We start from the raw sequence: 24,900 nt of genomic DNA on the forward strand, positions 1-24,900 counted from the left end.
CCCGGTGGCGTGATGGCTGACATGGCCCCTTATTACCATCCCGCCCTCGGCGCAAACACCAGCGGGCGTCACAATTCGGCTGCCGGGCCCGATCCGGGAGCCCGTCCTGGAGGGGCCGGGACGTCCCCGCGACGAACCGGGCGTGCGGACTATGCTCGCTGAGCGGCGCCCCGTCGGCCGGATCCCACTCGATCGATATCCCACTCGACCCACTGCCATCCAGAGGAGCTTCGGTGTCCGGTCCGGGCCGCACTGCCGTCGTCGCCGGGTCGACCGCCTCACGACGGGGGTCGGTCCCGCTCCGGTGGTTGATCGTCGCGAAGATGTTCTTCGCCTTCCTGGGATTCAGTGCCATCGTCACCGAGATCGCCACGCTGACCACCCGGCAGCGATTTCGGGCGGCCGACTTCTTCAGCTACTTCACGGTGGAGTCCAACGCCCTCGCGGTGATCAGCCTGACCGTCGGTGCCTTTGCCCTGGCCGCCGGAGCGACCGGGCGCGGACTGGACTTCTTCCGGGGGGCGGTCACCCTCTGCATGACGACGACCATCGCAATCTTCATCGTCCTGCTCTCGGGCTACCCGGCATCGGAACTCACTGCGGTGCCGTGGGACAACACCGTGCTGCACTACATCATGCCGATCGTGATCATGGTTGACTGGCTGATCGCTGGTCGCATTCGTCCCATCCCGCTGCGCCGCGCTCTCGTCTGGTTGGTCCTGCCTTTGGCCTATCTGGTCTACAGCCTCTTACGCGGGCCATTCGCCCACTGGTATCCCTACCCCTTCATGGATCCGTCTCATCACGGGTACCTGGGGGTGGCCGTCACGTCGGTGATCATCGCGGTGGTGCTGGCGGTGGTCACCGGGTTGATCGCGGGCGTCGCCCGCTGGAATCCGCTCACGCGCTGGGAATAGCGGGACCGCGCCGTCTGCCGGGGCATCGGTCACGGGCTTTCCGGCGGCAGGCCCAGGAGCCGATCGGTAGCCGGATCGACCCGGCCGTCGAACAACCGATCCAGGACCTGCCCGAACGCTGGTTCGCCAGGAGCCGCCCGCAGGAACAGCGTCATGGAGGACCTGAGCTTCTGGGCGTCGATCCCGCCGAGGATCTCGACGGCGCTGCGCCCGGTGGTGGCCGCCACGATCGCCGAAGCCTCCAAGAGCCGAGGTCCCAGCACCGGGTGGTCGAGATAGGCCCGGGCCTCGTCGAGTCCGGAGATCGCGTAGTGCCGCGACGTCGAACTGAGGCCAAGCCCGGCGATCTGTGGGAAGACGAACCACATCCAGTGGCTGGTCTTGTGTCCGGCCCGCAACTCGGCCGCCGCCCGCTCGTACGTCCGGTCGGCGTCCTGGGCGGTGACGAACCGTCCGAGGTTCCACTGATCAGGCATGGCCGTGCCCCTTCCTGCGGCCGACGAGGGCAGCTGGTTCTACCGACGGTTCCGGAACGACAGGCGCCGATGGAACAGGGCTGCCCGCGCCGCGTTGGCGCCGCAGGCTCCGTGCACTCCACCGCCCGGATGGGCCGACGCCGACCCGAGATACAGGCCCTTGATCGGCGTCTCGGCGCGGCCCCATCCGGTGACGGGCCGGAAGATCAGTTCCTGGTGCAGCGCCGCGGTCCCCCCGCCCAATGCCCCCCGGTGGAGATTCTGGTTGCGTCCCTGCAACTCCCGTGGTCCGAGGATTCTCCGCTGCACGATGCGGGACGTGAAGCCGGGAGCGGCGCGTTCGATCCGGTCCTGCATCCGGTCGGCCATGATGTTGATCTCGGAGCCGTCCCAGCGACCGCTGATGCGGTCGAGTTCGTCGTGGCGAACCTGTTGCGGTACGTGGGTGTAGGACCACAGTGCCTCGGTGCCCGGAGGGGAGCGGGTCGGATCGCTGGTGGTCATCTGCCCTACCAGCAGGAACGGGTCGGCCGGGACCGTGCCGCCGGTGACCTGGGCCATCCAGGTCGACACCTCGGTGACCGATGAGGCGAGGTGCACGGTGCCAGGGGCGGCGGCCGGCGTCTGCAGCCAGGGCACCGTCCCGGACAGTGCCCAGTCCACCTTGATGGTGCCCGGGTCCCACTGGAAGTCGGCCATCCGGGCGCGGGTTCGCGCCGGAAGGTCGTTCCAGGACACCAGGCCTCCGTACAGGGCGGGGGCCGAGACGTCGGCCACCACCGAGCTGGCCCGGACGAATTCTCCATCCGACAGCCGGACCCCGACCGCCCGGCCGCGGTCGACCACGACCTCCGTCACCTCGGCCCCGCAACGGATCTCGCCCCCGGCCGCCACGAATCGGGCGGCCAGCGCATCGGCCAGCCGACCGGCCCCGCCGGTGGGCACCGGGAATCCGTCCTGCTGTCCCATCATGGCCAGCAGCAGACCGAAGACCCCGGATCCGGCGGCGTCGGGGGACAGGTCGGCGTGGGCGGCGTTGCCGACGATCAGCAATCGCGCGGTCTCCCCGGCCAGGTGACGTTCGGTCAGCGACCGGGCGGACTCGATGAGCAGACGGATTCCGGCCGCGCCTCCGACCTTCGGCAGCGTGGCCGCCAGCCGGAGTCCGGCTCGGACCGGCGGGAACGGGGAGAGCAGCGAGTCGATCAGGGGGCCGCCGAGTGTCTGCCATTGGTCCACCAGATCCAGCCAGCCCTGGCCGTCGCCGGCGTGCAGTTCGTCCAGCCCGGCCGCTGTCCGTTGCGGATCGTGGTGCAGCAGAGCCCATCGACCATCGACGTCCGGCGTGCCGATCACCGCCGGCGCGTGCGACCAGGCCAGGCCGTGACGCTCCAACTCGAGGCCTCGCATCACCGGCGACGCGGCCACCAACGGGTAGAAGGAGCTGAACGTGTCGTGTTCGAATCCGTCGGCCACGTCGCTGTCGCTCGCCACCGCTCCGCCCACCTTGGCCTCCGCCTCGAGCAGCAGTACCCCCCACCCGGCGTCGGCCAGGAGATTGGCCGCGACCAGCCCGTTGGGACCCGCGCCGATGACGACGGCGTCAACACTTCTTCTCATCCGTGATTGATACCCCCGTCGATGGATACCGAACAAACATGGAGAAAATCAGCCGGGACTGCTCGGCCTCGCCGCAGGACGTGTTCGAGGTGCTGGCCGACGGCTGGCTCTATGCCTCCTGGGTGGTCGGAGCGGCGCGCATCCGGGCCGTGGACGCCGCGTGGCCGCTCACCGGCAGCCGGATCCACCATTCGATCGGGCCCTGGCCCCTGTTGCTGGATGACGAGACGGTGGTCCGGCAGTACGACCCACCCCGGTTGGTGGTGCTGCAGGCGAAGGGGTGGCCGGTCGGCGAGGCCGAGGTGCGGATCGAGGCGACGGCGCGTCCCGGCGGTTGTACCGTCACCATCGCCGAAGACGTGATCGCCGGGCCCGGGAAGTTCATCCCGAAGCCGCTGCGCCAGCTCATGATCGGCTGGCGTAACACCGAGACGCTCCGCCGATTGGTGTTGATGGCCGAGGGTCGAGCCGTCGCTGCCCGGCCCACGTGAGGCCCGCGCGTGCCTCGAGGACGACCGGGCCTTGTCCCTGGGGGAGCCGGGTGGGACAGTGAGGCCCTCGGGCGGTTGGTCTGAGCTGGAGGACTTCTCATGGACGAAGCGGACCGGGCCGAACTCCGGGCTCGTGCCGATCAGGGTGATCGCGACGCCATCGACGAGCTGGTGGAACATGCCGCCGAACAAGGTGACACGGCTGAGCTCCGGCGTCTGGCCGACGCTGGTTCTTCCGACGCGGTCGATGAGCTGGTCCAGCTCGCGGCGGAGCGCGGCGACGTCGCCGAACTCCGCCGGCTGGCTGATCTCGGCTATCCCGACGCCGTCGACCAGCTGATCGAATCGGCGGCCGAGCTGGGCGATCTCGGCGAGCTGCAGCGCCTGGCCGATGCCGGAAACCGCGCCGCGGCGGAACAGTTGGCCGAACTCACCGCGGAATGACCGACGAGCCGGCGCCCGCGCCGGCTAGCGGGCCGCGCCTTGCTCCAGTTCGTCTTCGTGATCGTCGACGGCTGGGCAGCCACATGATTCCCGGACGCGGAACAGCCCGGCCGGTCGTTCCGTTCGCGGCGGACCCCCGACTCCGTTGATCCGCTCCAGCAGCATCGTGACGGCTCGCTCCGCGATCTGCGCGATCGGCTGCGCGATCGCGGTGAGATGGGGGGAGAATACGTCGGCCCAATCGAAATCGTCGAACGCACCCAGAGCCATGTCCTCCGGGACCCGCATTCCCGCGCGCCGCAGGCCCCGCAACGCCCCGATCGTCATGTGGTTGTTCCCGATGACCAGAGCGGTCGGAGGTCGAGCCGAGGCCAACAGGCGTCGGACGGCCGCCTCGGCCTGCGGAGCGTCGGAATTCCCCTGCGCCAACAGGTCCTTGTCGAATCGGATTCCGTGAGCCCGAAGGGCTCGGCGATAGCCGTTGGTTCTCTCGATCGTCGTCTGGACCCCGGCCACGCCGGAAATCAACCCGATCCGCCGGTGCCCGTGTCCGATGAGGTGTTCGGTCAGCAAGGCCGTCGACCGGATGTTCTCCACGCCGATCTGATCGAAATCGTCGGCCGCGCAGCGGTCGACGAGGACGGACGGGACTTTGGTGTCGCGCAGGTACTTCAGGGCGGCACCGTCGCGACCGGTCACCGGGGCCAGGAGAATTCCGTCGACCCGACGTTGGTGCAGCGACCGAACAATGGCCAGCTCTTCCTTCGGGTCCTCGTGCGTATCGGCCAGCAGCAGGGTGTTGCCGGCCGCACGAACGGCGTTGTCGATTCCGGCGACCATGTCGGCGAAGTAGAAGTTCGACACGGCGGACATGGCGAGCCCGATGGTGGCCGTGCTGGCCCCGGTCAGTGCCCGGGCCACCGGATTCACCATGAACCCGGTCTCCTCGATTGCCTCGAGAACCCTGGACTTGGTGTCCGGATTGATGAACCTGGTCTGGTTCACCACGTGCGAGACGGTGGACACCGACACGCCGGCCCGCCGGGCCACGTCCGCCATCGTCGTCATTGACTGCCTCCGCCTCGGCCCGATCAAACCCACATCGATAATGGGCCAAACGGGCGAATTCCTCGAAGCAAGCGTTTGCGCAAGCGCTTGCGCATGCCATCATAGCCTGGCTGTGATTCAAAGAACAGGCCGTATGGTCACAGCGCAGTCATAGCGCAGGCACCGGTTCAGTCGCTCGAGGAGGAGCAATGCACCCTGGTCTCCCTCTCGTGGGCCGGCGCGAACCGTTCCGGGGCGGAACTCACACGAATCCCGAGGTCTTCGGGCAGTACCACCCGTGCGGCCTTCTCCCCAGGCTCCGCGCACCACGTCCCCTCGCCCCATCCGGACGCGAGAGGTCCACACCACAGGAGGACAAGCAATGAAGCTCACCGTCACTCGGGCCGCGATACTCGCGCTCGCGGTCACCACTTCGGTGTCGTTGGCCGCGTGCACCAAGAACAACAACTCGTCGAGTTCCAGCACGTCCAGCGCCGCGGCGGCGGCCTCCGCCGGGCCGGGTTCCTCCGGCTCGGCGTCGGCGGCCTCCGGCGGCGGGAGCACGGGAACGATCAAGATCGGGTTGGTCACCAAGACCGACTCGAACCCGTATTTCGTGAAGCTGCGTGAGTCGGCGAAGGCTTTGGCGGCCACCCAGGGGGCCGAGGTGATCGCCCTGGCCGGCAAGTTCGACGGCGACAACGACGGACAGGTCACGGCCATCGAGAACCTGGTCCAGCAGGGCGTCAAGGGCATCATGATCACCCCGAGCAACTCGGCGGGCATCCTGAACGCGCTCAAGGCGGCCCAGGCCAAGGGCATTCTGGTGATCGCGCTGGATTCGGAGACCACCCCGGTGGACGCCGTTCCGGCCACTTTTGCCACCGACAACCTGCAGGCCGGTGTGATCCTCGGTAAGTACATCAAGGCCAAGATCGGCAGCACGGCGCCGAAGATCATCACCATGGATCTGGACCCGAGCGCGAGTGTCGGTATCCAGCGGCACAACGGGTTCCTGGAGGGCATGGGCCTTCCGGACGGCACGCCGCCGCAGGTGATCGGCAGTGCGTTGACCGCCGGTGACCAGACCAAGGCGCAGAGCGCGATGGAGAACCTGCTGCAGGCGCACCCGGATGTCAATGTCGTCTACTCGATCAACGAGCCGGCGGGACGTGGTGCCTACCAGGCCTTGACCGAAAAGGGTCTGCAGAGCAAGGTGATCGTGGGTTCGATCGACGGCAGCTGCTCGGGTGTCCAGTACGTGAAGGACGGTAAGTTCGCCGCCACCGTCATGCAGTTTCCGAAGATCATGGCCGAGGACGGGGTGAAGGCGATCGTGACTTTTGCCAAGACCGGTACGAAGCCGAGCGGGGTCGTCAACACCGGCGCCACGCTGATCACGGACAAGCCCATCGCGGGCATCGACTCGAAGGATTCCGCCTGGGGCCTGGCCAACTGCTGGGGATGATCCCGCGGGAAGTTCGCGCGGGAAGTTCGTGACTGAGCCGGTTCGGATCGAGTGCAGTTCGCCAAAGGAGGCGGCGGTATGACAAGCATTGCTCCCCCGAGGGCCAGTGCGGGGGATCGCGCGAAGGAAATCTTCGCGCGGTCCCCAGCGTTGGGGCCGACGGCCGCGTTGATCATCGCGCTGGTGTTCTTCTCCATTGCCACCAGCACGTTCCTCAACCTTGACAATTTCACGACCATCATTGCCCAGACGGTGGTGGTCAGTACCTTGGCGTTGGGTCAGACCCTGGTGATTCTGACGGCCGGTATCGACCTGGCCAACGGCGCCATCATGGTGTTCGCCACGGTCCTCATCGCGAAGCTGTCGATGCAGATGGCGTCGTCCCCGTCGGTGCTGATCGGTATCGGCGTGGCCGGCGCCGTGGCGGCGATCTCGGGTCTGCTGGTGACCAGGTTGCGGCTCCCACCGTTCATCGTCACCTTGGGCATGCTGGCTGTGGTCACGGCCGTTTCGGCTCTGTATAGCGGCGGTACCACCACCGACGTCAGCGGGGACAGCACGCTGACCCTGCTGGGCAAGCAGATCACCATCGGCTCGGTGAACATCAGCTACGGCACGGTGCTGGCGGCCATTTTGTTCGTCGTGATGTGGCTGGTGCTGGGGAAGACCGGCTGGGGTCGGCACGTCTACGCGGTCGGCAACGACTCCGAGGCCGCCCGTCTGTGCGGCATCAACGTCAAGAAGATCCTGTTGTCGGTCTACGTCGTGGCCGGGATCATCTACGGAATTGCCGCCTGGATGGCATTGGGGCGCAGCCCTTCTGCGGATCCCAACGCCTTCCAGACCGGCAACCTGGACTCCATCACGGCCGTCGTCATCGGCGGGACGTCCCTGTTCGGCGGACGCGGCGGTGTGGTCGGGACCATCGTCGGCGCCCTGATCGTCTCGGTCTTGCGGAACGGGCTCACGGCCATGCAGATCGATTCCAACTACCAGAACCTGGCCACCGGCGTGCTGGTCATTGCTGCAGTCGCCTTCGATCAGCTCACCCGTAGGAGGAGCTCATGAGCCCCGCAGCCGCAACGACCATCGCCCAATCGCCGACGGCCGGCCCGGCCCGAGGGCCGGCCGGCGTGGTTCCGGTCCTGGCGGCCCGCTCGATCGTCAAACGCTACGGAAAGGTCACCGCGGTACGGGAGTCGGATTTCGACCTCTTCCCGGGGGAGGTACTCGCGGTCGTGGGCGACAACGGCGCCGGCAAGTCGAGCATCATCAAGGCGATGACCGGCGCGGTGCTGCCCGATTCCGGACACGTCTACCTCGACGGTGAGGAGATCAGGTTCTCCAGCCCCAACGAGGCACGCAAGCGCGGAATCGAAACCGTCTACCAGACCCTCGCGGTGGCCCCGGCGCTCGACATCGCCACGAACCTGTTCCTCGGACGGGAGATCCGCCGGGGCGGTGTCCTGGGCAAGATGCGTTTCCTGGACAAGAAGGCGATGCGAGACGAGGCCAAGGCCCAGCTCGACTCGCTGGGTATCGCGACCGTTCAGGACATCACCGTCCCGGTGGAGAATCTCTCCGGTGGGCAACGGCAGGCGGTTGCGGTGGCCCGGGCGGCGATGTTCGGGACGAAACTGGTCATCCTGGACGAGCCGACGGCGGCGCTGGGGGTCAAGGAAACCGCGAATGTGCTGGATCTGATCAAGCGCATCTCGGCTCGTGGTCTCCCGGTCATCCTGATCAGCCACGACATGCCGGCCATCTTCGAGGTGGCGGATCGGATCCACGTCCACCGCCTGGGACGACGAGTGGGTGTGGTGGATCCCAAGGAGATCACCATGTCCGACGCCGTCGCCTTCATCACCGGCGCCCTGGAGATCCCGCAGGAAGGACAAGTGGCGCAGCACTACCACGAACACACCAAGGGTGAGATCAGCAACTGACCTGCGGCAGGCCGTCGGCCCCGAATCCCGGACGGGATTCGGGGCCGATGCTGTCTTGGCCGAGAAGTGCTCCGCGGCCATCGACCTCGGTGAGTCAGTTGACGGGGTTCCATCCGTCGGCCCCGGCCAGGTAGGTCTGCGCCGTGTAGTTCGCCTGGTAACTGGTGGCGGTCGGATCCCCGTGCTGGACGCACTGGCCTTAAAACCGGCGGGCGTGCTCGGTGCGGTCGAGTCCACTGTCTTGACGGTCTGAACGCTGGACGGCTTCGACACATTGCCCGTCTTGTCCTGCGATGCGACGGCGTAGTACAGCGTGGTGCCGGTCGTCGCGGACGGGTCGGTGAAGGTGGTTCCGGCGACGGTGGCAATGGTGCTGGTGCCGGGGAGGATCGTCTTGCTCGTCGAGCGGTACACGACGTACGAGGCCAGATCGGAGGTCGACACCTTTCCCCAGCTGATCACGGTGCCCACGCCGCCGAAGTAGTCGGCGTTCAGGCTTCCCGGCACAGAGGGGGGAGTGGTGTCGGCGGCGGCTCGGGCCGGAACGACAAAGGTCAGTCCCAGGACGATGACCGCGGCCGCACTCGCCGTCAGTCGGGCGATCCTCCGACGGGGAGAGGGGCTCGTGGCATGGCGAGGCAGGGCAGCACGCATTGACAAGGATCCGTTCGGGCGTGGTTCGAAATCTCCGAAACAGTGCTGCTCGCCCCACATCGCCGGGAGAGGTCACTGGCAGTAGTCGGAGGCCATCCGACATTCCCCGATTTGTTCAACGGATTCATCAATTCGGCGTGGCTACCCGGATGGCGTATCACTCCATGGAGTCGCTTGGCCTCGGCGTGGGCGGGCCGGTGCTGACCGTCGACCGCGATATCGACCTGGTCAGGCATCGTGATGAAGATTCCCGGGGATGGACACCGTAGGCTGACCCAAACGGGGAGCGATGGTCGGATGCGGGGACAGGTGGACGATCTTCAGCAGGCCTCGCTCCTCGATCCGTTCCGTTCGGCCGTCAGGCTCATTTCGGGTATCCACAGCCACCGGGAGCTGACCGACACGGTTCAGGCGGTGGTCGACGCAGTCGTCGAGACGGTCGGCTTCGCCGTAGCAGTGGTCAGCGTGGTCGGCCCAAGTGGTCGGATGCGCACGATCGCGGTGGCCGGCAGCGCATCGGCACGATTGGAGCTCCTCGGGGTCGAGCGACCGTTGTCGACCTATCAGGCCGAGTTCGATGTGGCCGATCATTGGGGCTCCTTGCGATTCGTGCCCTGGGATCGAGCTCCGGATGCGCACGCGCTGGGCTGGGTGCCAGAGGTTCCCGTCTCGCCGGATGTCGATGCCTGGCACCCGATGGATGCCCTCTTCGCGCCGCTGCGATCGTCCGACGGCGAGCTGATCGGTGTCCTGTCCGTCGACCTGCCGGTCAGTGGTCGCCGCCCGGCTCCACCGCAGCGAGAGCTGCTTGAGCTGCTGGCCGTCCAGGCCGGCATCGCGGTCGACAATGCGAGGCTGACCGAACGCCTGCGGGCCGGCGAGGAAATCTTCCGCGAGGCTTTCGACCGCACTGCCACCGGTATGGCGTTGTTGCACGTCCGGGAGGACAAGGCGGACCAGTACCTGAGAGTGAACCCGGCGTTCTGCCGTCTACTGGGCTATTCGGTCGAGGAGCTGCTTCAGCTGGATCCGGCCGAGGTGACCCACCCCGACGATAAAGAGGAGGACGCGCACCTGGTTTCGGACCTGATCGCCGGTCGAGTGGATGTGTATCAGCGCGACAAGCGATACCTGCACCGTATGGACGAACCGGTCTGGGTGAGCGTTTCCGCCACCATCGCGCGCACGGCCGAGGGCCGCCCCCTGTGTGCGGTGCTGCAGATCGAGGACATCTCGGCGCGGCGCGCGACGTTGGAAAGGCTCGAACATCTGGCCCGCCACGATCCGCTGACCGACCTGCCCAATCGATCCGTGTTGACGGAGAGGCTGCGCCAGGCGGCTACCCTGGCCCACCGAGACGGCGTTGTCGGCTCGGCGCTGTTCATCGACCTGGACGGCTTCAAGCGCATCAACGACCAGCACGGCCATCGGATGGGTGATCACGTCCTGGTGACGGTCGGGCAACGCATCCGGGCCACCGTCCGGGAGGCCGACGTGGTGGGTCGATGGGGCGGCGACGAGTTCGTCGTCGTGGCGAACGACCTGGACCCGATCCAGGCGCAGGTTCTGGCCGAACGGATCGCAGCGGCGGTGGCCGAGCCGATCACCGACCTGGACATCTCGGTCAGCGTGCGGGTGAGCATCGGAATCGGGCCGATTCCGATCGAAGGCGGCGACGTCGCGCACATCCTGGACCAGGCCGATCACTCCATGTACAAGGAAAAGCCCAAGGGGGAGCGCCCGACGGACGGCCTGCGGTAGCGGTTCGGGGAACGGGCTTTGCCCGATCGGCGCCCAAGTGACCAGAAGGGGGTTCTGTCGACTCGTTGCGCACACCGGCGTGCACGTGGCGTCGCTTCCGCCCCCCCGGTCCGTGCCGCAACAAGCGGCGCGGGGTGATCCCGTAGGGGCGATGTAGGTCAGGGGCTGACGATGGTGAACTTCTCCCACGCTCCGACAGCGGTCCGGTTGGCGATCAGCGGCCGTGTGCCGGCCAGCTCGGCGGTGACGTAGCGACCGTTGACCGCGGCGCGGAGGGCCACGGTTTTGTCGGGCTGGGGCACGATGGTGAAGGTTTCCCACAGTCCGACCGCGGTCCGGTTGGCGATGAGCGGCACGGTGCCGGCCCGATCGGCACACACGAAGCGGTTGTCGGCGTGCGCCCGCAAGGCGACCTGGGTGGTGCCGACGCTGATGAGGTCGAACTGTTCCCACTGGCCGATTGCCGTCCGGTTGGCAATCAGTGCCGCTGCGCCTCCCGATTCCGCGGTGACGAACCGGCCGTTGACGGCCGCCCGCAGGCTGATCACCCGCGTCTGCTGGAGCGGCGGGATAGGGACGCCGTCGGCGAAAGAGACCAACGCTTGATGGTCGCCGTTGAACCTCTCCTGATCGCCGGGGAACACACCGGAATCTGCGAACTGCCAGAAGTTGTAGCTTCCCCAGCTGGCGGGCAGGGGGTACGGGGATCCGGAGTAGTTGGCGATGGACAGGCTTTCCTTCGCGAAAGCCCCGGAGTTCCCGGTGCAAGTCGTCCACCAGTCGGTGGTGGTGTAGATGTCGGGCGAGCGGCCGGTCAGCGTCCGATATTCGAAGTCGAACGAGGCCAGCCAATTCACCATCTGCGACTGGGTGAGACCGAAACATTCAGCACCGTATGGGTTGTACTCGATGTCGAGCATCCCGGGCAGGGTGCGGCCATCTGCCGTCCAACCCCCGCCGTTGGCAACGAAGTAGTCCGCTTGCGTGGCGCCGGTGGAGTTGTCGGGGATGGCGAAGTGGTAGGCGCCCCGCTCCAGGCCGGCCGAATAGGACCCGTTGTACTGCTGGGCGAAGTAGCCGCTGCGATAGCCGGTGCCCTCCGTCGCTTTCACATATGCGAAGGTCGCGCCCTCGGCGACCACCTGACTCCAGAACACGTTGCCCTGGTAGCCGGACACGTCCACACCGGGTTCGGTCGGCCCGGAGGTGGTCAGCGCCCCGGTCCGCGGTATCCGCGACAGGGGACCGGTGTTCACGGACCGACCGGCCCCGGGTCTCGTGCCCTCCAGCACGGGGTGGCTGAGGACTTCGGGTTCGCCTGGATGGGCCGTCCGCGCGTTCGCGGCGAAACGGGTTCGGGCCCGCTCCATCTGTTCGTCGATCCCCACGGGCGTGACGGTGGTCGAGGCGACCGCAGATGCCGGGTGCACCCACGAGGCGGCGGCGTTTGCGACTCCCGGGCCGAAGTACAGGCTCCCGAGCATGACCGCCAGAACGGCGACTCCTGACGATGCCGCCCTTCGTGCGAGGTGGATACCCACAACGAGTTCCTTTCATCACGCCACTGACTCCACGCAAGGAACCGTTCGGGTCTGACAGTACGTGGTTGCACGATAACAGTGGGTAACCGTGATGGAAAGGGCGGTAGATGTGCCGGGTCAGTCGCGTTCCTGGCGCGACACCAGTCGAAGGACAACCTCTACGGCGCCGGCGCCCGAGACTCCGACGATCAAGGATTGGACCAGGAGACCGCTGGGCAGGTCGAAGTTGAGCAGCGTTCGAGTGCTCGGCAGAACGAAGGCGGTGGCGGCGATGACCGCCAGAGATCCGATCAGCAGCGTCTTCCGCCAGTCGAACGGCCGGGCCAGCACCACCAGAATCCAGAACGATGTGGCCAGAAGTGCCACGGCGGCGCCGGTTCCGGGTTGCCAGCAGGCAACCTCCTGCGGACTTGGGCCGCCGCCGAGTATGACGCAGCTCGACCCGTTGGCGAGGCCGTACCTGTGCCGCCCGAGCAGGTACGAGACGATCACGACGGACCCGGCGACGAATCCGCAGGGCACGGCAAAGCGCAGGACGCGCCGCAGGAACCCCGGTTCGTATCGCCTCCGGTTGGGCGCCAACGCCAGGAAGAATGCCGGGATCCCGATGGTCAGGGTGGAGACCAGGGTCAGATGGCGGGGGAGGAAGGGGAACGGCAGGGAGAACGCCGCCGCGGTGACTATGGCGACCAGACTCATCACGTTCTTGGCCACAAACAGGTTGGCCACCCGCTCGACGTTGCCGATCACCCGCCGGCCCTCGGCCAGGACCGATGGCAGGTGTGCGAACTGGCCATCCAGGAGGACCAGCTGCGCCACTGCCTTGGTTGCTTGCGCCCCGTTTCCCATGGCCACGCCGATGTCCGCCTCCTTCAGGGCCAGGGCATCGTTGACGCCGTCGCCGGTCATCGCCACGACGTGGCCGTTGCGTTGGAGCGCCTGTACCAGAGACCGCTTCTGCTCCGGTGACACCCGACCGAAGATGCTGGCGTGGCGGACGACGTCGCGCAGTTGATCCGGGTCAGTGCTGATCGTCCGGGCGTCGATCACGCCGTCGTCGGTGAATTCCAGTCCGACCCGCTGGGCGATCGCGGCGACCGTCGCCGGGTTGTCACCGGAGATGATGCGGATATCGACGTTCTGCGATCTGAAATACCGGAGTGTCTCGGCCGCATCCGGCCGCACGCGCTCGGACAGTACGACCAGAGCCCTCGGGTGTAGGTCAGCCGGGAGATCTGACTGGCGCAAGGGACTTCGAGAGTGGCACAGCAGCACGACCCGGCGGCCGGTCGCGGTGAGTCGGCCGACCTGATCGCGGATCGGATCGTCCGGAGCGAGCAGCACGTCCGGTGCTCCCAACAGCCAGGTTCCTCTTCCGGTGAACTCGGCCGCGCTCCATTTGCGGGCCGAGTTGAAGGCGGTGGTGTGCTCCCGTTGCCAGCCCGGCGGCGCGACCACCGCCCGGGCGACGGCCTTGAGCGTGCCGTTGGCATTGGGGTCGTCGGCCAGGGCGCCGAGTGGGGGGCGTACCTCGTCGGCCGTGGCGTCGCCAAGCGGCAGGAGCTCCTCGAAGGTGATGTCGCCGATGGTCAGGGTGCCGGTCTTGTCCAGGCAGACCACGTCGACTCTGGCCAACCCTTCGACGGCGGGCAGCTCTTGGACGAGAACTTGTTGGCGGCTCAGGCGAACGGCGGCCAGCAGGAAGGCAACTGATGTCAGCAGTACAAGTCCTTCGGGCACAAGGCCGACGAGGCCGCCGGTCGATCTGATGACGACCTCGCGCCAGCCCTGATTTCCGATGGCCCGCGTTTGCGACCAAATCTGTAGGGGCAACGCGAACACAATGATCCAGGTGATGTACCGCAAGAGTGTGTTCACCGATCGCTGGATCTCGGAGGTCGTCCGGGTGAATTTGCGCATCTCGGAGAGAATTCGGTGCGAATAGGAGTTCGCCCCGACGGCCGCAGCGATGAAATGCCCGCTGCCGGCCACCACGGTGGTGCCGGAACGGACGTCGTCTCCCGCGGTCATGGGGACCGGATCGGATTCCCCGGTCAGAGTCGACTCGTCGACCTCCAGACCCGCAGCGCTGAGCAGACGCCCGTCCGCCGCCACCTGATCGCCGGTCCGCAGTTCGATCAGGTCGTCGATCACGACCTGCGCTGTCCGTACTTGGGCCAGGTGGCCGTCACGCACGACCCAGGTGGTCGGCGCGTTGAGGAGTGCCAGGCGGTCGAGTTTCCGCTTGGCCAGGTACTCCTGGGTGATGCCGATCGCGGCGTTGACCACCAGCACCACTCCGAACAGGCCGTCGGCCCACGATTTGGTGATTGTCACGAGCACGAACAACGCACCGAGCAGGGCGTTGAACCGGGTGAACACGTTGGTCCGGATGATGTCTCGAATCGACCGCGAGGACGTCTGGTCCGTGGTGTTCGCCTGCCCACGCGCCACCCGCGTAGCGACCTGCTCTGTGGTGAGTCCCTTCTCAAGTTGAGGGTTGCCGGGTGATCGCGACTCCTCCGAACGTGACTCGAAAGGCATTCACGCCACCTTTGGTTCGTACCGTCGTGCCGGGCAGGAAGATCCGGTTCTCGGACCGGGGCAGCATCACGCGGCTGGGGGCCCGACAGACCCTTTGCGGAGAGCTCGACGCCGTCGCCGATTCCAGCGTAGTGCCGGGGGAGGCGCGATCCGCCAGGCCCGGGATGTTGGCGGGCTACACCGCGATGAAGCCAGCGAACGGCACCGGGGGATGCGCGCTGCCGCCCGCGGATTGCCCGTCCCACGTCCCGAACTACCCGTGCGTGTTCGACCCAAGCGACTTGCCCCCCGAGTACATCCCCGGGCAGGCGGACAACGCCGCGCACATCCGCGACTACACCCAGCTGGCTGGCGATGTGACCGCCCATGCGCTGCCCGCGGTCAGCTTCGTCAAGGGGCTGGGCTACCACAGCGAACACCCCCGGCCATGGCGACACCATCAGCGCGGGCGTGCAGTTCGTCCGTCAGACCGTCGACGAGATCACCAGCCACGTCCCCGATGCACTCGTCCTGGTCACCTGGGACGAGTCCGGGGGCTACTTCGACCACGTGGCCCCCCTCGTGGGTGGACTACTTGGGAACCGCCCGGCCAGATCTTCGGATGAGTCTGAATTCCGTCGCTCTTTCGTTCCGTTGGTTCGATCGGTGACACCTCGAGCTGGGCGCTGCGGACCGGTGGGCGGGAGACCCTGGCCTTCACCCCGGAACTCCACTGCGAGCGTGGCGATCTTCTCGCACCGGTTCCCGGCCGGCGTGCCCGCGTTGAACGCGGCTCGACATATGTTCCTGTACGAGCGTTCTCGGCCGTTCTATCCGGGCGGGGAAGCCGCGGCGCCGGAATCCGTGTCGGGGACGCGCTGTTGGCCGGCCGGGACCCAAGCGACCGCGCAATTGATGGCCGTCGTCGGCGAACTTGCCACCCGCGGGTCCGATTTCCAGATCTGGTGGGGTGGACACGCGGTCCGCGCACGCTCCGCCGGCATGAAGGAGATCCATCACCCGGTGGTCGGTGACATGACACTCGGGTACGAAATGCTAACCCTCGCATCGGGTTCCGGGCATGAGTCGGAGGATCTACCTGCACTGATGCCGTGGTTTCGGCGGGCGAGGCCGGTGACCCGTTTGGGTGATTAAACCGAGCTGGACGTCGAGGTGACTGTGTGTAGGTTACGCTCCGCAGGCTGGCGCCCGTTTGATTCGTTTTACACCTATTAGGGGCCCTTTATGTCGATGTTTGATCGCCGTTCGTCACTGAGTGCTCGCGGGTTTGCCCCGTTCGGACGTCGGCGGCTTGAATGGCCCGGCCTGGCGATGGTTGCCGCGGCGATGTTGACGGCGGGCGTCTTGACGGCCCCAGCGGCCACGGCCGCCTCGGTGACCTCCGCCGCGTTCAGCGGCGGGTCGGGTACCTTCACGGCCGCGAACGGGACCGTGTACGCCAAACAGGGCGGCGCCCTCACGCTGACCCTCAGCACGGACGGCAACACCCAATGCGTCGACGTCCTCGACGGCAACGGCAACACCATCGCGACGCAGAGCGCATCCAAGGGCCAGAGCAACTGGACGTTCAGCGGTTCGGCCTACCCGTGGCTAACCGCCGGCACGGGCAGCGGTGTCGTGCAGTACACAACCAAGGCGTGGCGGAACGTGAACGGCCAGGGCAAGTGCGTGGCCAACCAGAACGAGACGTTCGGCGTCCAGTCCGCCGCCTACACGCTCGACAACACCGCCCCCTCCGCCACCGGCGCCCTCAGCCCGGCCCCGAACGGCGCAGGCTGGAACAAGGCCGACGTCACGGTCACGTGGACCGGCGCGGACACCGGCGGCTCCGGCGTCAGGAGCGTCGCCCCGGCCACGGACTCCGTCACCGCCGACGGGATCACGACCAGGACCACGACGGTGACCGACAACGTCGGCAACACGGCGACTGCGGCCCCGGTGACCGTCAAGCTCGACGAGACCGCTCCGACCATCACGGGCTCCCGCACCCCGACCGCGAACGCGAACGGCTGGAACAACACCGACGTCACCGTGTCCTTCGCGCCGAGCGATGCGACCTCGGGTGTCAAGAGATCCAGCGACCCCACCACGCTCGGCACCAGTGCCGCGAACCAGTCGGTCACCGGCGCGGTCACCGACAACGCCGACAACACCGCGAGCACCACGGTGGGCGGCATCAGCATCGACGAGGTCGCCCCGACCCTGTCGGGCAAGCCGACGACCGACCCGAACGCGGCCGGCTGGTACCACGGCGACGTCATCGTCGCGTGGACCGCTGCCGATGCGCTGTCGGGTACCACCAACCCGGCCAACAGCACGATCACCGGTGAGGGCACAGCGCTGACCGCGAGCACCACCGCCTCCGACAAGGCCGGCAACTCGACGAACGCGCAGTCCGCGGCCGTCAAGATCGACCGGACCGCCCCGAACACCACCGTGACTGCGCCGCCGGCTTGGAACAAGAGCGACGTCACGCTGACCCTGGTCCCCAACGATGGGCTCTCGGGAGTGGACAAGACCTATTTCCAGCTCGACGGCGGCGCGCAAACCGCCGGCACCAGCGTGCCGGTGACCGCCGAGGGCAACCACACGCTGACGTTCTGGAGCACGGACGCCGCTGGTAACACCGAGGCCGCGCACACGGTCAGCTTCGGCATCGACAAGACCTCGCCGACCATCGGCCACACCGAGAGCCCGGCTGCCAACGTGGACGGCTGGAACAACGGGGACGTCATCGTGACGTTCACCTGCTCCGACGCACTGTCCGGCGTCGCGAGCTGCACGGGCCCGCAGACGGTGACCACGGAGGGCACGGCCCAGGCCGTCACCGGCACGGTGAAGGACAACGCGGGCAACACCGCGACCGACCCGGCTGCCGTGAGCATCGACAAGACCAAGCCGATCATCACCGTTGACCCCCTGCCGGCGCCGAACGCCAACGGCTGGTACGGCGACGACGTCACAGCTACCTACACTGCGTCCGACGCCCTGTCCGGCATCAAGATCCAGGACAAGGCGCACACTTTCGGCGAGGGCGCGGCTCAGACTGACACCGCGACCGCGACCGACGCCGCCGGCAACAGCGGGTCGGTGACCACCCCGGCGGTGAACGTCGACAAGACCGCCCCGACCATCACGGGCACGGTCCTCGGCACACCGAACGGCAAGGGCTGGTTCACCGGCGATGTCACGATCCACTGGACGTGCGCCGACAACCTGTCCGGTGTCGTCGCGTGCCCCCTCGACACGGTTGTCAAGGGCGAGGGCAGCGACCTGTCCGCCTCCGCCAGCGTCACCGACAGGGCCGGCCACACCACCTCCGTAACGGTCGACGGCATCAAGGTCGACCGCACCGCTCCGACCACCGCGGCTACCGGTGTCCCCGCCGGCTGGGTGAACGCGCCGGTGACCGTCGGCCTGAAGGCCAGCGACAACCTCTCGGACGTCGACAGCACCTACTACGCCGTGGACGGCGCGACCACCGCGACCAAGGGCGACACCGTCTCGGTCGGCGTCGAGGGCGTCCACACCGTCAGCTACTACTCGATCGACAACGCGGGCAACCGGGAGGCAGCGCAAAGCTTCACCGTGGAGGTCGACCTCACCTCGCCGGGCATCACGCCCGGCCAGTCGCCGGAGCAGAACGCGCACGGCTGGAACAACAGCGACGTTGCGGTGAGCTTTTCCTGCGTCGACCAGACCGCGCTGTCAGGGCTGAAGGACTGCACCGCCCCCCAGAACGTCACCACCGAGGGCAAGGCGCAGAAGGTCACCGGCACCGCCACCGACAACGCCGGCAACAGCATCACGGGCACCGCCACCGTGAACCTGGACAAGACCGCACCGACGATCACCGGCGCACCCGACCGGGTGGCCAACACCGCCGGCTGGTACTCCGACGACGTCACCGTTTCCTTCGACGGCACGGACAGCCTGTCCGGTATCGACACGGTGACCGGCCCACAGCACCTCGGCGAGGGCGCCGGCCAGCAGGTCGACGGCACCGCCACCGACAACGCCGGCAACAGCGCCAGCACCTCCGTCACCGGCATCAACGTGGACAAGACCGCACCGAACCTTAGCGCTGCCCCGACCACCAGCCCGAACGGGAACGGCTGGTACAACACCGACGTCACCCAGACCTGGTCCGCTGACGACGCGCTCTCGGGCCTCGCGGACACGCCGGCCGACTCGGTTCTGTCCACCGAAGGTGAGGGCCAGACGGCCTCCGCCTCGGTCAGCGACAAGGCCGGCAACACCACCAGCGCCACCAGCGCACCGGTCAACATCGACAAGACAGCGCCCAGCACTGACGTCTCCGCACCGAGCGGCTGGGTCGACAGCAGCGTCGACGTCACCCTGACTGCCCACGACGCGCTGTCCGGCATCGACACGACGCACTACAGCGTCGACGGGGGAGCGCAGCAGGTCGGCACCACGGTCACGCTGACCGCCGAGGGGACACACACCATCTCCTACGGCAGCACCGACCTCGCGGGCAACGCCGAGATCGCCAAGACCGTCACGGTCCAGATCGACAAGTCGGCACCGACCATCAGCCACACGCTCGCCCCGGCGGCCAACGGCAATGGTTGGAACAACGCCGACGTCACGGTTACCTTCACCTGCGCCGACCAACCCGGTCTGTCCGGTGTGAAGAGCTGCACCGCACCGCAGACGGTCAGTGCCGAGGGCAAGGACCAGCCGGTCCCCGGCAACGCGACGGACAACGCCGGCAACACCGCGACCGACCCGGCCACGGTGAGCCTGGACAAGACCAAGCCGACCATCGCCGGCAGCCGCACCCCGGCCGCCAACAGGTCCGGCTGGACCAACACCGACGTCACCGCCCACTTCGACGGCCAGGACACGCTGTCCGGGATCGACACGGTCACCGCTGACAAGACCTTCGGTGAGGGCACGAACCAGTCGATCGATGGCACCGCGGTCGACGCGGCCGGCAACTCGGCCGGCACCACCGTCGGTGGCATCAACGTCGACGAGACCGCGCCGACGCTGACCGGCAAGCCCACTGTCGCCGCGAACAGCAACGGCTGGTACACCGGTGACGTCACCATTGCCTGGACGGCCGCCGACGACCGCTCCGGCGTCGCCTCCGCTCCCGCCAACAGCACCATCACCGGTGAGGGCTCCGGCTTGAAGGACACGGCGACGGTGAGCGACAAGGCCGGTAACAGCACCACCGCCGACAGTGCCCGGGTGAACATCGACCGCACCGCCCCGACCACCGGCGCCGACGCGCCGGGCGGCTGGAACAACAGCGCGGTCACGATCAGCCTGCACCCGGCCGACGGCCTGTCGGGGGTCGACGCGACCTACTACGCGGTCGACAAGGGTCCCGCTGTCCGGGGCACCTCGCTGACGATCGACACGGAAGGTGTCCACACCCTGATGTACTGGAGCGTCGACCAGGCCGGCAACACCGAGGCCCCGCAGACGGCCACCGTCAAGATCGACCTCACCAAGCCGACCGTCGGCCACACGGTCACCCCGGCCCCCAACGGCAAGGGCTGGAACAACCAGCCGGTCATCGTCGCCTACCAGTGCAACGATTTGCTCTCCGGCGTCACGACCTGCTCCCCAGACGCCAAGGTCAGCACCGACGGGCAGGATCAGGCTGTCCCCGGGACCGCCGTCGACAACGCAGGCAACACGTCCACGGACAACGCCATGATCAGCATCGACACCGTTAAGCCGACCATCACCGGGACGCCCGACCGGGCGGCCAACAGCAACAACTGGTACGCCGGCGACGTCACGGTCGGCTTCCGCTGTGACGACGCGCTGTCCGGAATCGCCAGCTGCCCGGCCCCCTCCACACTCGGCGAGGGCACGGCGCAAGCGGTCAACGGCACCGCGGCCGACACCGCCGGCAACAGCACGGATGCCACGGTCGGCCCGATCAACATCGACAAGACCGCTCCGACGCTGAGCAGCGCCCCCACCACCGCCCCGAACGGGGCCGGGTGGTACAACGACGACGTCACCGTCAGGTGGACCGCCGCTGACGCCCTCTCGGGCCTTGACGGCGCGGCGCCGGCAGACAGCACCATCGACGGCGAGGGCACCGGCCTCACAGCCGGCACCTCGGTCCGTGACCTGGCCGGCAACGAGACCTCCACGAAGAGCGCCCCGGTCAAGATCGACCGGACCGCCCCGACCACGACGGTCTCCGACATCTCCGACTGGAGCAATAGCGCTGTCACCGTGCAGCTCACCGCCAGCGACAACCTCTCCGGCGTCGCGGCCACGCACTACCAGCTCGACAGCCAGCCGGTCGGGGACGGCACCAGCGTCACCATCGACAGCGAGGGCGCCCACACCCTCCAGGTGTGGAGCGTGGACGTCGCGGGCAACGTCGAGGCCCAGAAGAACGTCACCGTCAAGATCGACAAGACCGCTCCCGGCATCAGTCACGCCCAGGCGCCGGCCGCGAACACCCGGAGCTGGAACAACAGTGACGTCACGGTCACCTTCACCTGCACCGATAGCGGTTCCGGCCTTGCAAGCTGCACGGCCCCCGTCACCAAGGGCGAGGGCGCCGCGCAGAATGTCCAGGGCACCGCGACGGACAAGGCCGGCAACTCGGCCACCGATGAGACAACAGTGAATGTCGACAAGACCAAACCCACGGTCACCGGCACCTTGTCGGCCGAGGCAAACGCCAACAAGTGGTTCAAAGCGGACGTCACCGCGACGTTCACCTGCGCCGACCAGGACGGACTCTCCGGAATCCTGTCCTGTCCCGCCGCCAAGACCCTCGCGGAGGGCGCGAACCAGAGCGCCGGCGGCACCGCCACCGACGCGGCTGACAACGTCAGCGACGCCTTCAGCATCACGGGCGTCAACGTCGACAAGACCGACCCGACCCTCAGCGGCGCCGCCGCAGCGGCCCCGAACAGCAACGGCTGGTACCGCGCCGACGTCACCGTCAAGTGGACCGCCGCTGACGCTCTCTCCGGCATCGATGGAGCCACCCCGGCCGACAGTACGATCACCAGCGAGGGCGACGCCCTGTCGACCAGCGCCTCGGTGAGCGACAAGGCCGGCAACACGGTCAGCACGACCGTCACGGGCGTCAAGATCGACCGGCACGCCCCGAGCACCAACGCCACCGCCCCCAGCGGCTGGCAGAACAGCGACGTCTCCGTGAAGCTCAGCGCCACCGACAACCTGTCGGGCGTGGCGAGCACGTACTACACGCTCGATGGCGGAGCGCAGCAGACCGGCACGACGGTCAGCATCACCACCGAGGGCATCCACAACGTCGCCTACTGGAGCGTCGACAACGCCGGGAACACCGAGACTGCCGGCACAGCCACCGTCCTGGTGGACAAGACGGCGCCGACCATCACCGGCAAGGCCACCACCAGCCCCAACGCTGCCGGCTGGTACGGCAGCGCGGTGACGATCCAGTTCGACTGCAAGGACGCGCTCAGCGGGATCGCCAGCTGTCAGCCGGACGCGACACTCGCCGCCCAGGGCGCCAACAACGCGACGGGCACCGCAGTCGACAACGCCGGCAACAAGGGCACCACCACCGTCGGCAGCATCAACGTCGACACGGTCGCCCCGAGCGTGACCGTCGGCGGGGTCAAGGACGGCGCCGTCTACACCGTCGGAGCGGTCCCGACCGCGACGGCGAGCGCCACCGACGGGACCAGCGGCCTGGCCGCCCCCGCCACCGGCAGCCGGACCGGCGGCACCGCGAACGGCGTCGGCACCTTCACCTACACCGCGACGGCGACCGACAAGGCCGGCAATGCGGGCACGGCCACAGTCACCTACACGGTTGTCTATGGCTACGGGAGCACCCTGTTCCTGCAGCCGGTCAACGACACCGCCCACCAGACCGGCCTGTCAACAAGCGTCTTCAACGCCGGCCAGACCATCCCGATGAAGTTCCAGCTGAAGAACGCCGCCGGCACGGTCATCCAGGCCGGCAGCGCGCCGAAGTGGCTCAACCCAGTCAAGGGCAGCGCCATGACCGCGGCGGTCAACGAGATGACGTACACCGCTACCGAGACCGTGGGCGGCACCTACACCTGGGACGGCACGCAGTACCAATACAACTGGAAGACCGACAAGACTCAGGCCGGCAGCTACTGGCGCGTCGGCGTCACCCTGGACGACGGACAGACCTACTACGTCAACATCGGCCTCCGGTAAGCATGCGGCGTGCAAACCGATCCCCGGCCGGCATCATCGGGCCGCTCCTGCTCGGTGTGCGCGCCGTGCCGTCCTGGCCGGTGGCTTGCTGTTGGGGATCGGCGCGGTGGTGATGGCGATCAGCCTGCTGCGGGACTCGGAGCGGGCCGTCGGCGTACCGTCCCGATCATGGGAATCGTCGGCATCCTCGCCGGGCGGTACGGCGTGGTAGGCGTCACCGGCGGCAACCAGACCGGGCGGCAGCGTCCACGCCTGAGTACCGTCGACGATGGGCGCAGCGGGCGGGACGACCGCCGTGTATGAGCCGACGATCTGACGCGGTGACCCCGGTGACCGCCGACGAGATCCCCCTGTCGCCCGATGCGTGCTTTCCGGCTCGCGGGCCTGGATCGGGTACCTCGACGAAACCAACATCATGGGACCCAACGCCGTCGAGCAACTGCCGGACCCTCAAAAAGGCTGGCATGTGACCTACGTGGCCGATCGGGAGTCGGAACCGGTCCACGGGCCGACGTTCGCCTCGTTCGGTGAGGTCCTTGCCTGGGCGGAGGCCCACACGCCGGACAACATCGTTTTCCAGGACGAGCGCGGCCGGAGCTTCGACCCGGCCGACCGTCCGGACCTGACGTAACCACCCCCGCCCCGGGGACGCAGAAGGCCCCTCACCACGTCGGTGAGGGGGCCTTCTGGTGTCCAGGGGGAGGGATGTCTGCGGGTCGAAATCTGACCGCCGCGGGAGGCCTCGTGACGCGCTCCGAGCCGCGTGACTCGAAATCTTGCCTGCTTCCGCAGGTCAGAGAGTGGGCGATACAGGGATTGAACCTGTGACCTCTTCCGTGTCAGGGAAGCGCTCTCCCGCTGAGCTAATCGCCCGGGTGTGCTGGATCCGTCGGGGCCGGATCCACCGGATGGAGCTGGTGTGAGGTGGGAACGGGATTCGAACCCGTGTACACGGCTTTGCAGGCCGTTGCCTCGCCTCTCGGCCATCCCACCGAGCAAGGCTGCCGCATCTTTCGGATGCGGGCCTGCATCGAGCGAACGACGGGATTCGAACCCGCGACCCTCACCTTGGCAAGGTGATGCGCTACCAACTGCGCTACGTTCGCACGTTCCCCGATCCTTGAAGATCTGCTCTCGCAAGCTCTTCGCTCTCTCGGGGCGCGTTAGAAACTCTAGCCGACCGCGAGGCGTGTTCCAAACCGGCTCGTTCGGGTCGGTCCGGTCGGCGGGTCCACCCCTCGGCAGAGGACCCGCCGACCGAACCGATCAGCTTTGCGGCGTCCCGGGAAGTTGCAGGTCGGCCAGCAGGGCGATCTCGAGGTCGAGGTCGAAGTACCTGGACTCGGCACCCCGCGGGACGGCGCCCAGGGTGTCCTGCACGAATGTGGTCAACACCTCGGGGTCGGCCAGGAGGCGGGCGCGGCCACTGGGGGAGCTGAGCTCGAAGACGATGCCGGCGTGGCACGGGAATATTTGGACGTCGCCGGCCCCGGCCGGAACGCTGAGCCCGTCGATCAGCAGATCGCGGGAGAAGACCCACTCGACGGCCGGAGCCGACGCCACCGAGAAGAGGACGCGGATCGCGAACGGGTCGCGGCTGTGGAAGCTCAGTTCCGCGTCGACCTCGATGTCGCCCGCCTCGGCGATCAGTGTCATGCCAGTCCTGGCGATCACCGAGTGGTGGCGGATGGCGGTCGGCTGGGTTGCCATTCTGTTGCTCCTGTCGATCTGGACGGCGGGCTGGCGGGGGGATCCGCTGGTCTGCTCTTCCTCTGGTTCGTTGCCAAGGAGACGTAGGCGG

18 protein-coding genes and 3 tRNA genes are annotated in these 24,900 nt (G+C 67.6%); 12 read left to right on the forward strand and 9 right to left on the reverse strand.

Features of this window, described 5'->3' with window-relative positions; genetic code table 11:
* The first annotated feature begins 233 nt into the window (after positions 1-233).
* Positions 234-917 carry a Pr6Pr family membrane protein gene (locus BLS97_RS15455; RefSeq protein WP_090477336.1) on the forward strand — a complete coding sequence of 228 codons (684 nt, stop codon included), beginning with the start codon at positions 234-236 and terminating at the stop codon, positions 915-917.
* 29 nt (positions 918-946) lie between these two features.
* Here the strand turns inward: BLS97_RS15455 and BLS97_RS15460 are convergent, their stop codons facing one another.
* Positions 947-1,393, reverse strand: a complete 447-nt coding sequence (locus tag BLS97_RS15460) for a DUF1810 domain-containing protein (protein WP_090477338.1) — start codon at positions 1,391-1,393, stop codon at positions 947-949.
* Positions 1,394-1,432: 39 nt separating this feature from the next.
* Positions 1,433-3,013: a phytoene desaturase family protein gene (locus BLS97_RS15465; protein ID WP_090477340.1), complete on the reverse strand. Its 1,581-nt coding sequence runs from the start codon at positions 3,011-3,013 to the stop codon at positions 1,433-1,435.
* A 38-nt stretch (positions 3,014-3,051) separates the two neighbouring features.
* Between BLS97_RS15465 and BLS97_RS15470 the strand changes: the two genes are divergently transcribed.
* Both BLS97_RS15470 and BLS97_RS15475 read left to right on the forward strand, forming a co-directional pair.
* A complete protein-coding gene (locus tag BLS97_RS15470) occupies positions 3,052-3,504 on the forward strand; it encodes an SRPBCC family protein (protein WP_090477342.1) in 453 nt (150 codons plus the stop codon).
* 99 nt (positions 3,505-3,603) lie between these two features.
* On the forward strand, positions 3,604-3,948 hold the full coding sequence (locus tag BLS97_RS15475; protein ID WP_197676201.1) for a hypothetical protein: 345 nt from the start codon (positions 3,604-3,606) through the stop codon (positions 3,946-3,948).
* 24 nt (positions 3,949-3,972) lie between these two features.
* On the opposite strand, the gene BLS97_RS15480 is transcribed toward BLS97_RS15475, so the two are convergent.
* Positions 3,973-5,016 (reverse strand): LacI family DNA-binding transcriptional regulator, encoded by a 1,044-nt coding sequence (locus BLS97_RS15480; RefSeq protein WP_090477344.1) that lies wholly within the window; start codon positions 5,014-5,016, stop codon positions 3,973-3,975.
* Between the two features lie 361 nt (positions 5,017-5,377).
* Between BLS97_RS15480 and BLS97_RS15485 the strand changes: the two genes are divergently transcribed.
* From BLS97_RS15485 to BLS97_RS15500, 5 genes are all read left to right on the forward strand, one after another.
* Positions 5,378-6,463 carry a substrate-binding domain-containing protein gene (locus BLS97_RS15485; RefSeq protein ID WP_090477346.1) on the forward strand — a complete coding sequence of 362 codons (1,086 nt, stop codon included), beginning with the start codon at positions 5,378-5,380 and terminating at the stop codon, positions 6,461-6,463.
* A 78-nt stretch (positions 6,464-6,541) separates the two neighbouring features.
* Entirely contained in the window at positions 6,542-7,531 is a 990-nt protein-coding gene (locus BLS97_RS15490; RefSeq protein ID WP_090477348.1) for an ABC transporter permease, read from the forward strand.
* Positions 7,528-8,409: an ATP-binding cassette domain-containing protein gene (locus BLS97_RS15495; RefSeq protein WP_090477350.1), complete on the forward strand. Its 882-nt coding sequence runs from the start codon at positions 7,528-7,530 to the stop codon at positions 8,407-8,409. The genes BLS97_RS15490 and BLS97_RS15495 overlap by 4 nt, the downstream gene beginning before the upstream one ends.
* 316 nt (positions 8,410-8,725) lie before the next feature.
* A complete protein-coding gene (locus BLS97_RS22955; RefSeq protein ID WP_157695459.1) occupies positions 8,726-8,893 on the forward strand; it encodes a hypothetical protein in 168 nt (55 codons plus the stop codon).
* 479 nt (positions 8,894-9,372) lie between these two features.
* A complete protein-coding gene (locus BLS97_RS15500; RefSeq protein WP_172832286.1) occupies positions 9,373-10,824 on the forward strand; it encodes a diguanylate cyclase in 1,452 nt (483 codons plus the stop codon).
* A 158-nt stretch (positions 10,825-10,982) separates the two neighbouring features.
* Here the strand turns inward: BLS97_RS15500 and BLS97_RS15505 are convergent, their stop codons facing one another.
* Positions 10,983-12,365: a GH25 family lysozyme gene (locus BLS97_RS15505; protein ID WP_231988134.1), complete on the reverse strand. Its 1,383-nt coding sequence runs from the start codon at positions 12,363-12,365 to the stop codon at positions 10,983-10,985.
* Positions 12,366-12,482: 117 nt separating this feature from the next.
* Entirely contained in the window at positions 12,483-14,747 is a 2,265-nt protein-coding gene (locus BLS97_RS15510) for an HAD-IC family P-type ATPase (RefSeq protein ID WP_231988135.1), read from the reverse strand.
* Between the two features lie 528 nt (positions 14,748-15,275).
* Here BLS97_RS15510 and BLS97_RS24520 point away from each other — a divergent pair.
* The 4 genes from BLS97_RS24520 to BLS97_RS15525 all read left to right on the forward strand — a co-directional run bounded on the left by BLS97_RS24520 (position 15,276) and on the right by BLS97_RS15525 (position 23,730).
* Positions 15,276-16,043 carry an MmyB family transcriptional regulator gene (locus tag BLS97_RS24520; protein ID WP_407938021.1) on the forward strand — a complete coding sequence of 256 codons (768 nt, stop codon included), beginning with the start codon at positions 15,276-15,278 and terminating at the stop codon, positions 16,041-16,043.
* Positions 16,044-16,253: 210 nt separating this feature from the next.
* On the forward strand, positions 16,254-23,099 hold the full coding sequence (locus BLS97_RS15520) for an OmpL47-type beta-barrel domain-containing protein (RefSeq protein ID WP_157695462.1): 6,846 nt from the start codon (positions 16,254-16,256) through the stop codon (positions 23,097-23,099).
* 168 nt (positions 23,100-23,267) lie between these two features.
* Entirely contained in the window at positions 23,268-23,402 is a 135-nt protein-coding gene (locus tag BLS97_RS24255) for a hypothetical protein (RefSeq protein WP_269457448.1), read from the forward strand.
* Positions 23,403-23,463: 61 nt separating this feature from the next.
* The gene (locus BLS97_RS15525) at positions 23,464-23,730 is read left to right on the forward strand and encodes a hypothetical protein (protein ID WP_090477361.1); all 267 of its coding nucleotides are present in this window, start codon (positions 23,464-23,466) and stop codon (positions 23,728-23,730) included.
* 170 nt (positions 23,731-23,900) lie between these two features.
* Here the strand turns inward: BLS97_RS15525 and BLS97_RS15530 are convergent.
* The 4 genes from BLS97_RS15530 to BLS97_RS15545 all read right to left on the reverse strand — a co-directional run bounded on the left by BLS97_RS15530 (position 23,901) and on the right by BLS97_RS15545 (position 24,809).
* Positions 23,901-23,972, reverse strand: a tRNA-Val gene (locus BLS97_RS15530).
* Positions 23,973-24,021: 49 nt separating this feature from the next.
* Positions 24,022-24,092: transfer RNA gene (locus tag BLS97_RS15535), tRNA-Cys, on the reverse strand.
* Positions 24,093-24,132: 40 nt separating this feature from the next.
* Positions 24,133-24,205: transfer RNA gene (locus BLS97_RS15540), tRNA-Gly, on the reverse strand.
* Between the two features lie 160 nt (positions 24,206-24,365).
* A complete protein-coding gene (locus BLS97_RS15545) occupies positions 24,366-24,809 on the reverse strand; it encodes an SsgA family sporulation/cell division regulator (protein ID WP_090477363.1) in 444 nt (147 codons plus the stop codon).
* Positions 24,810-24,900: the final 91 nt, after the last annotated feature.

It is taken from the genome of Nakamurella panacisegetis (genome assembly GCF_900104535.1).
GTDB lineage: Bacteria > Actinomycetota > Actinomycetes > Mycobacteriales > Nakamurellaceae > Nakamurella > Nakamurella panacisegetis.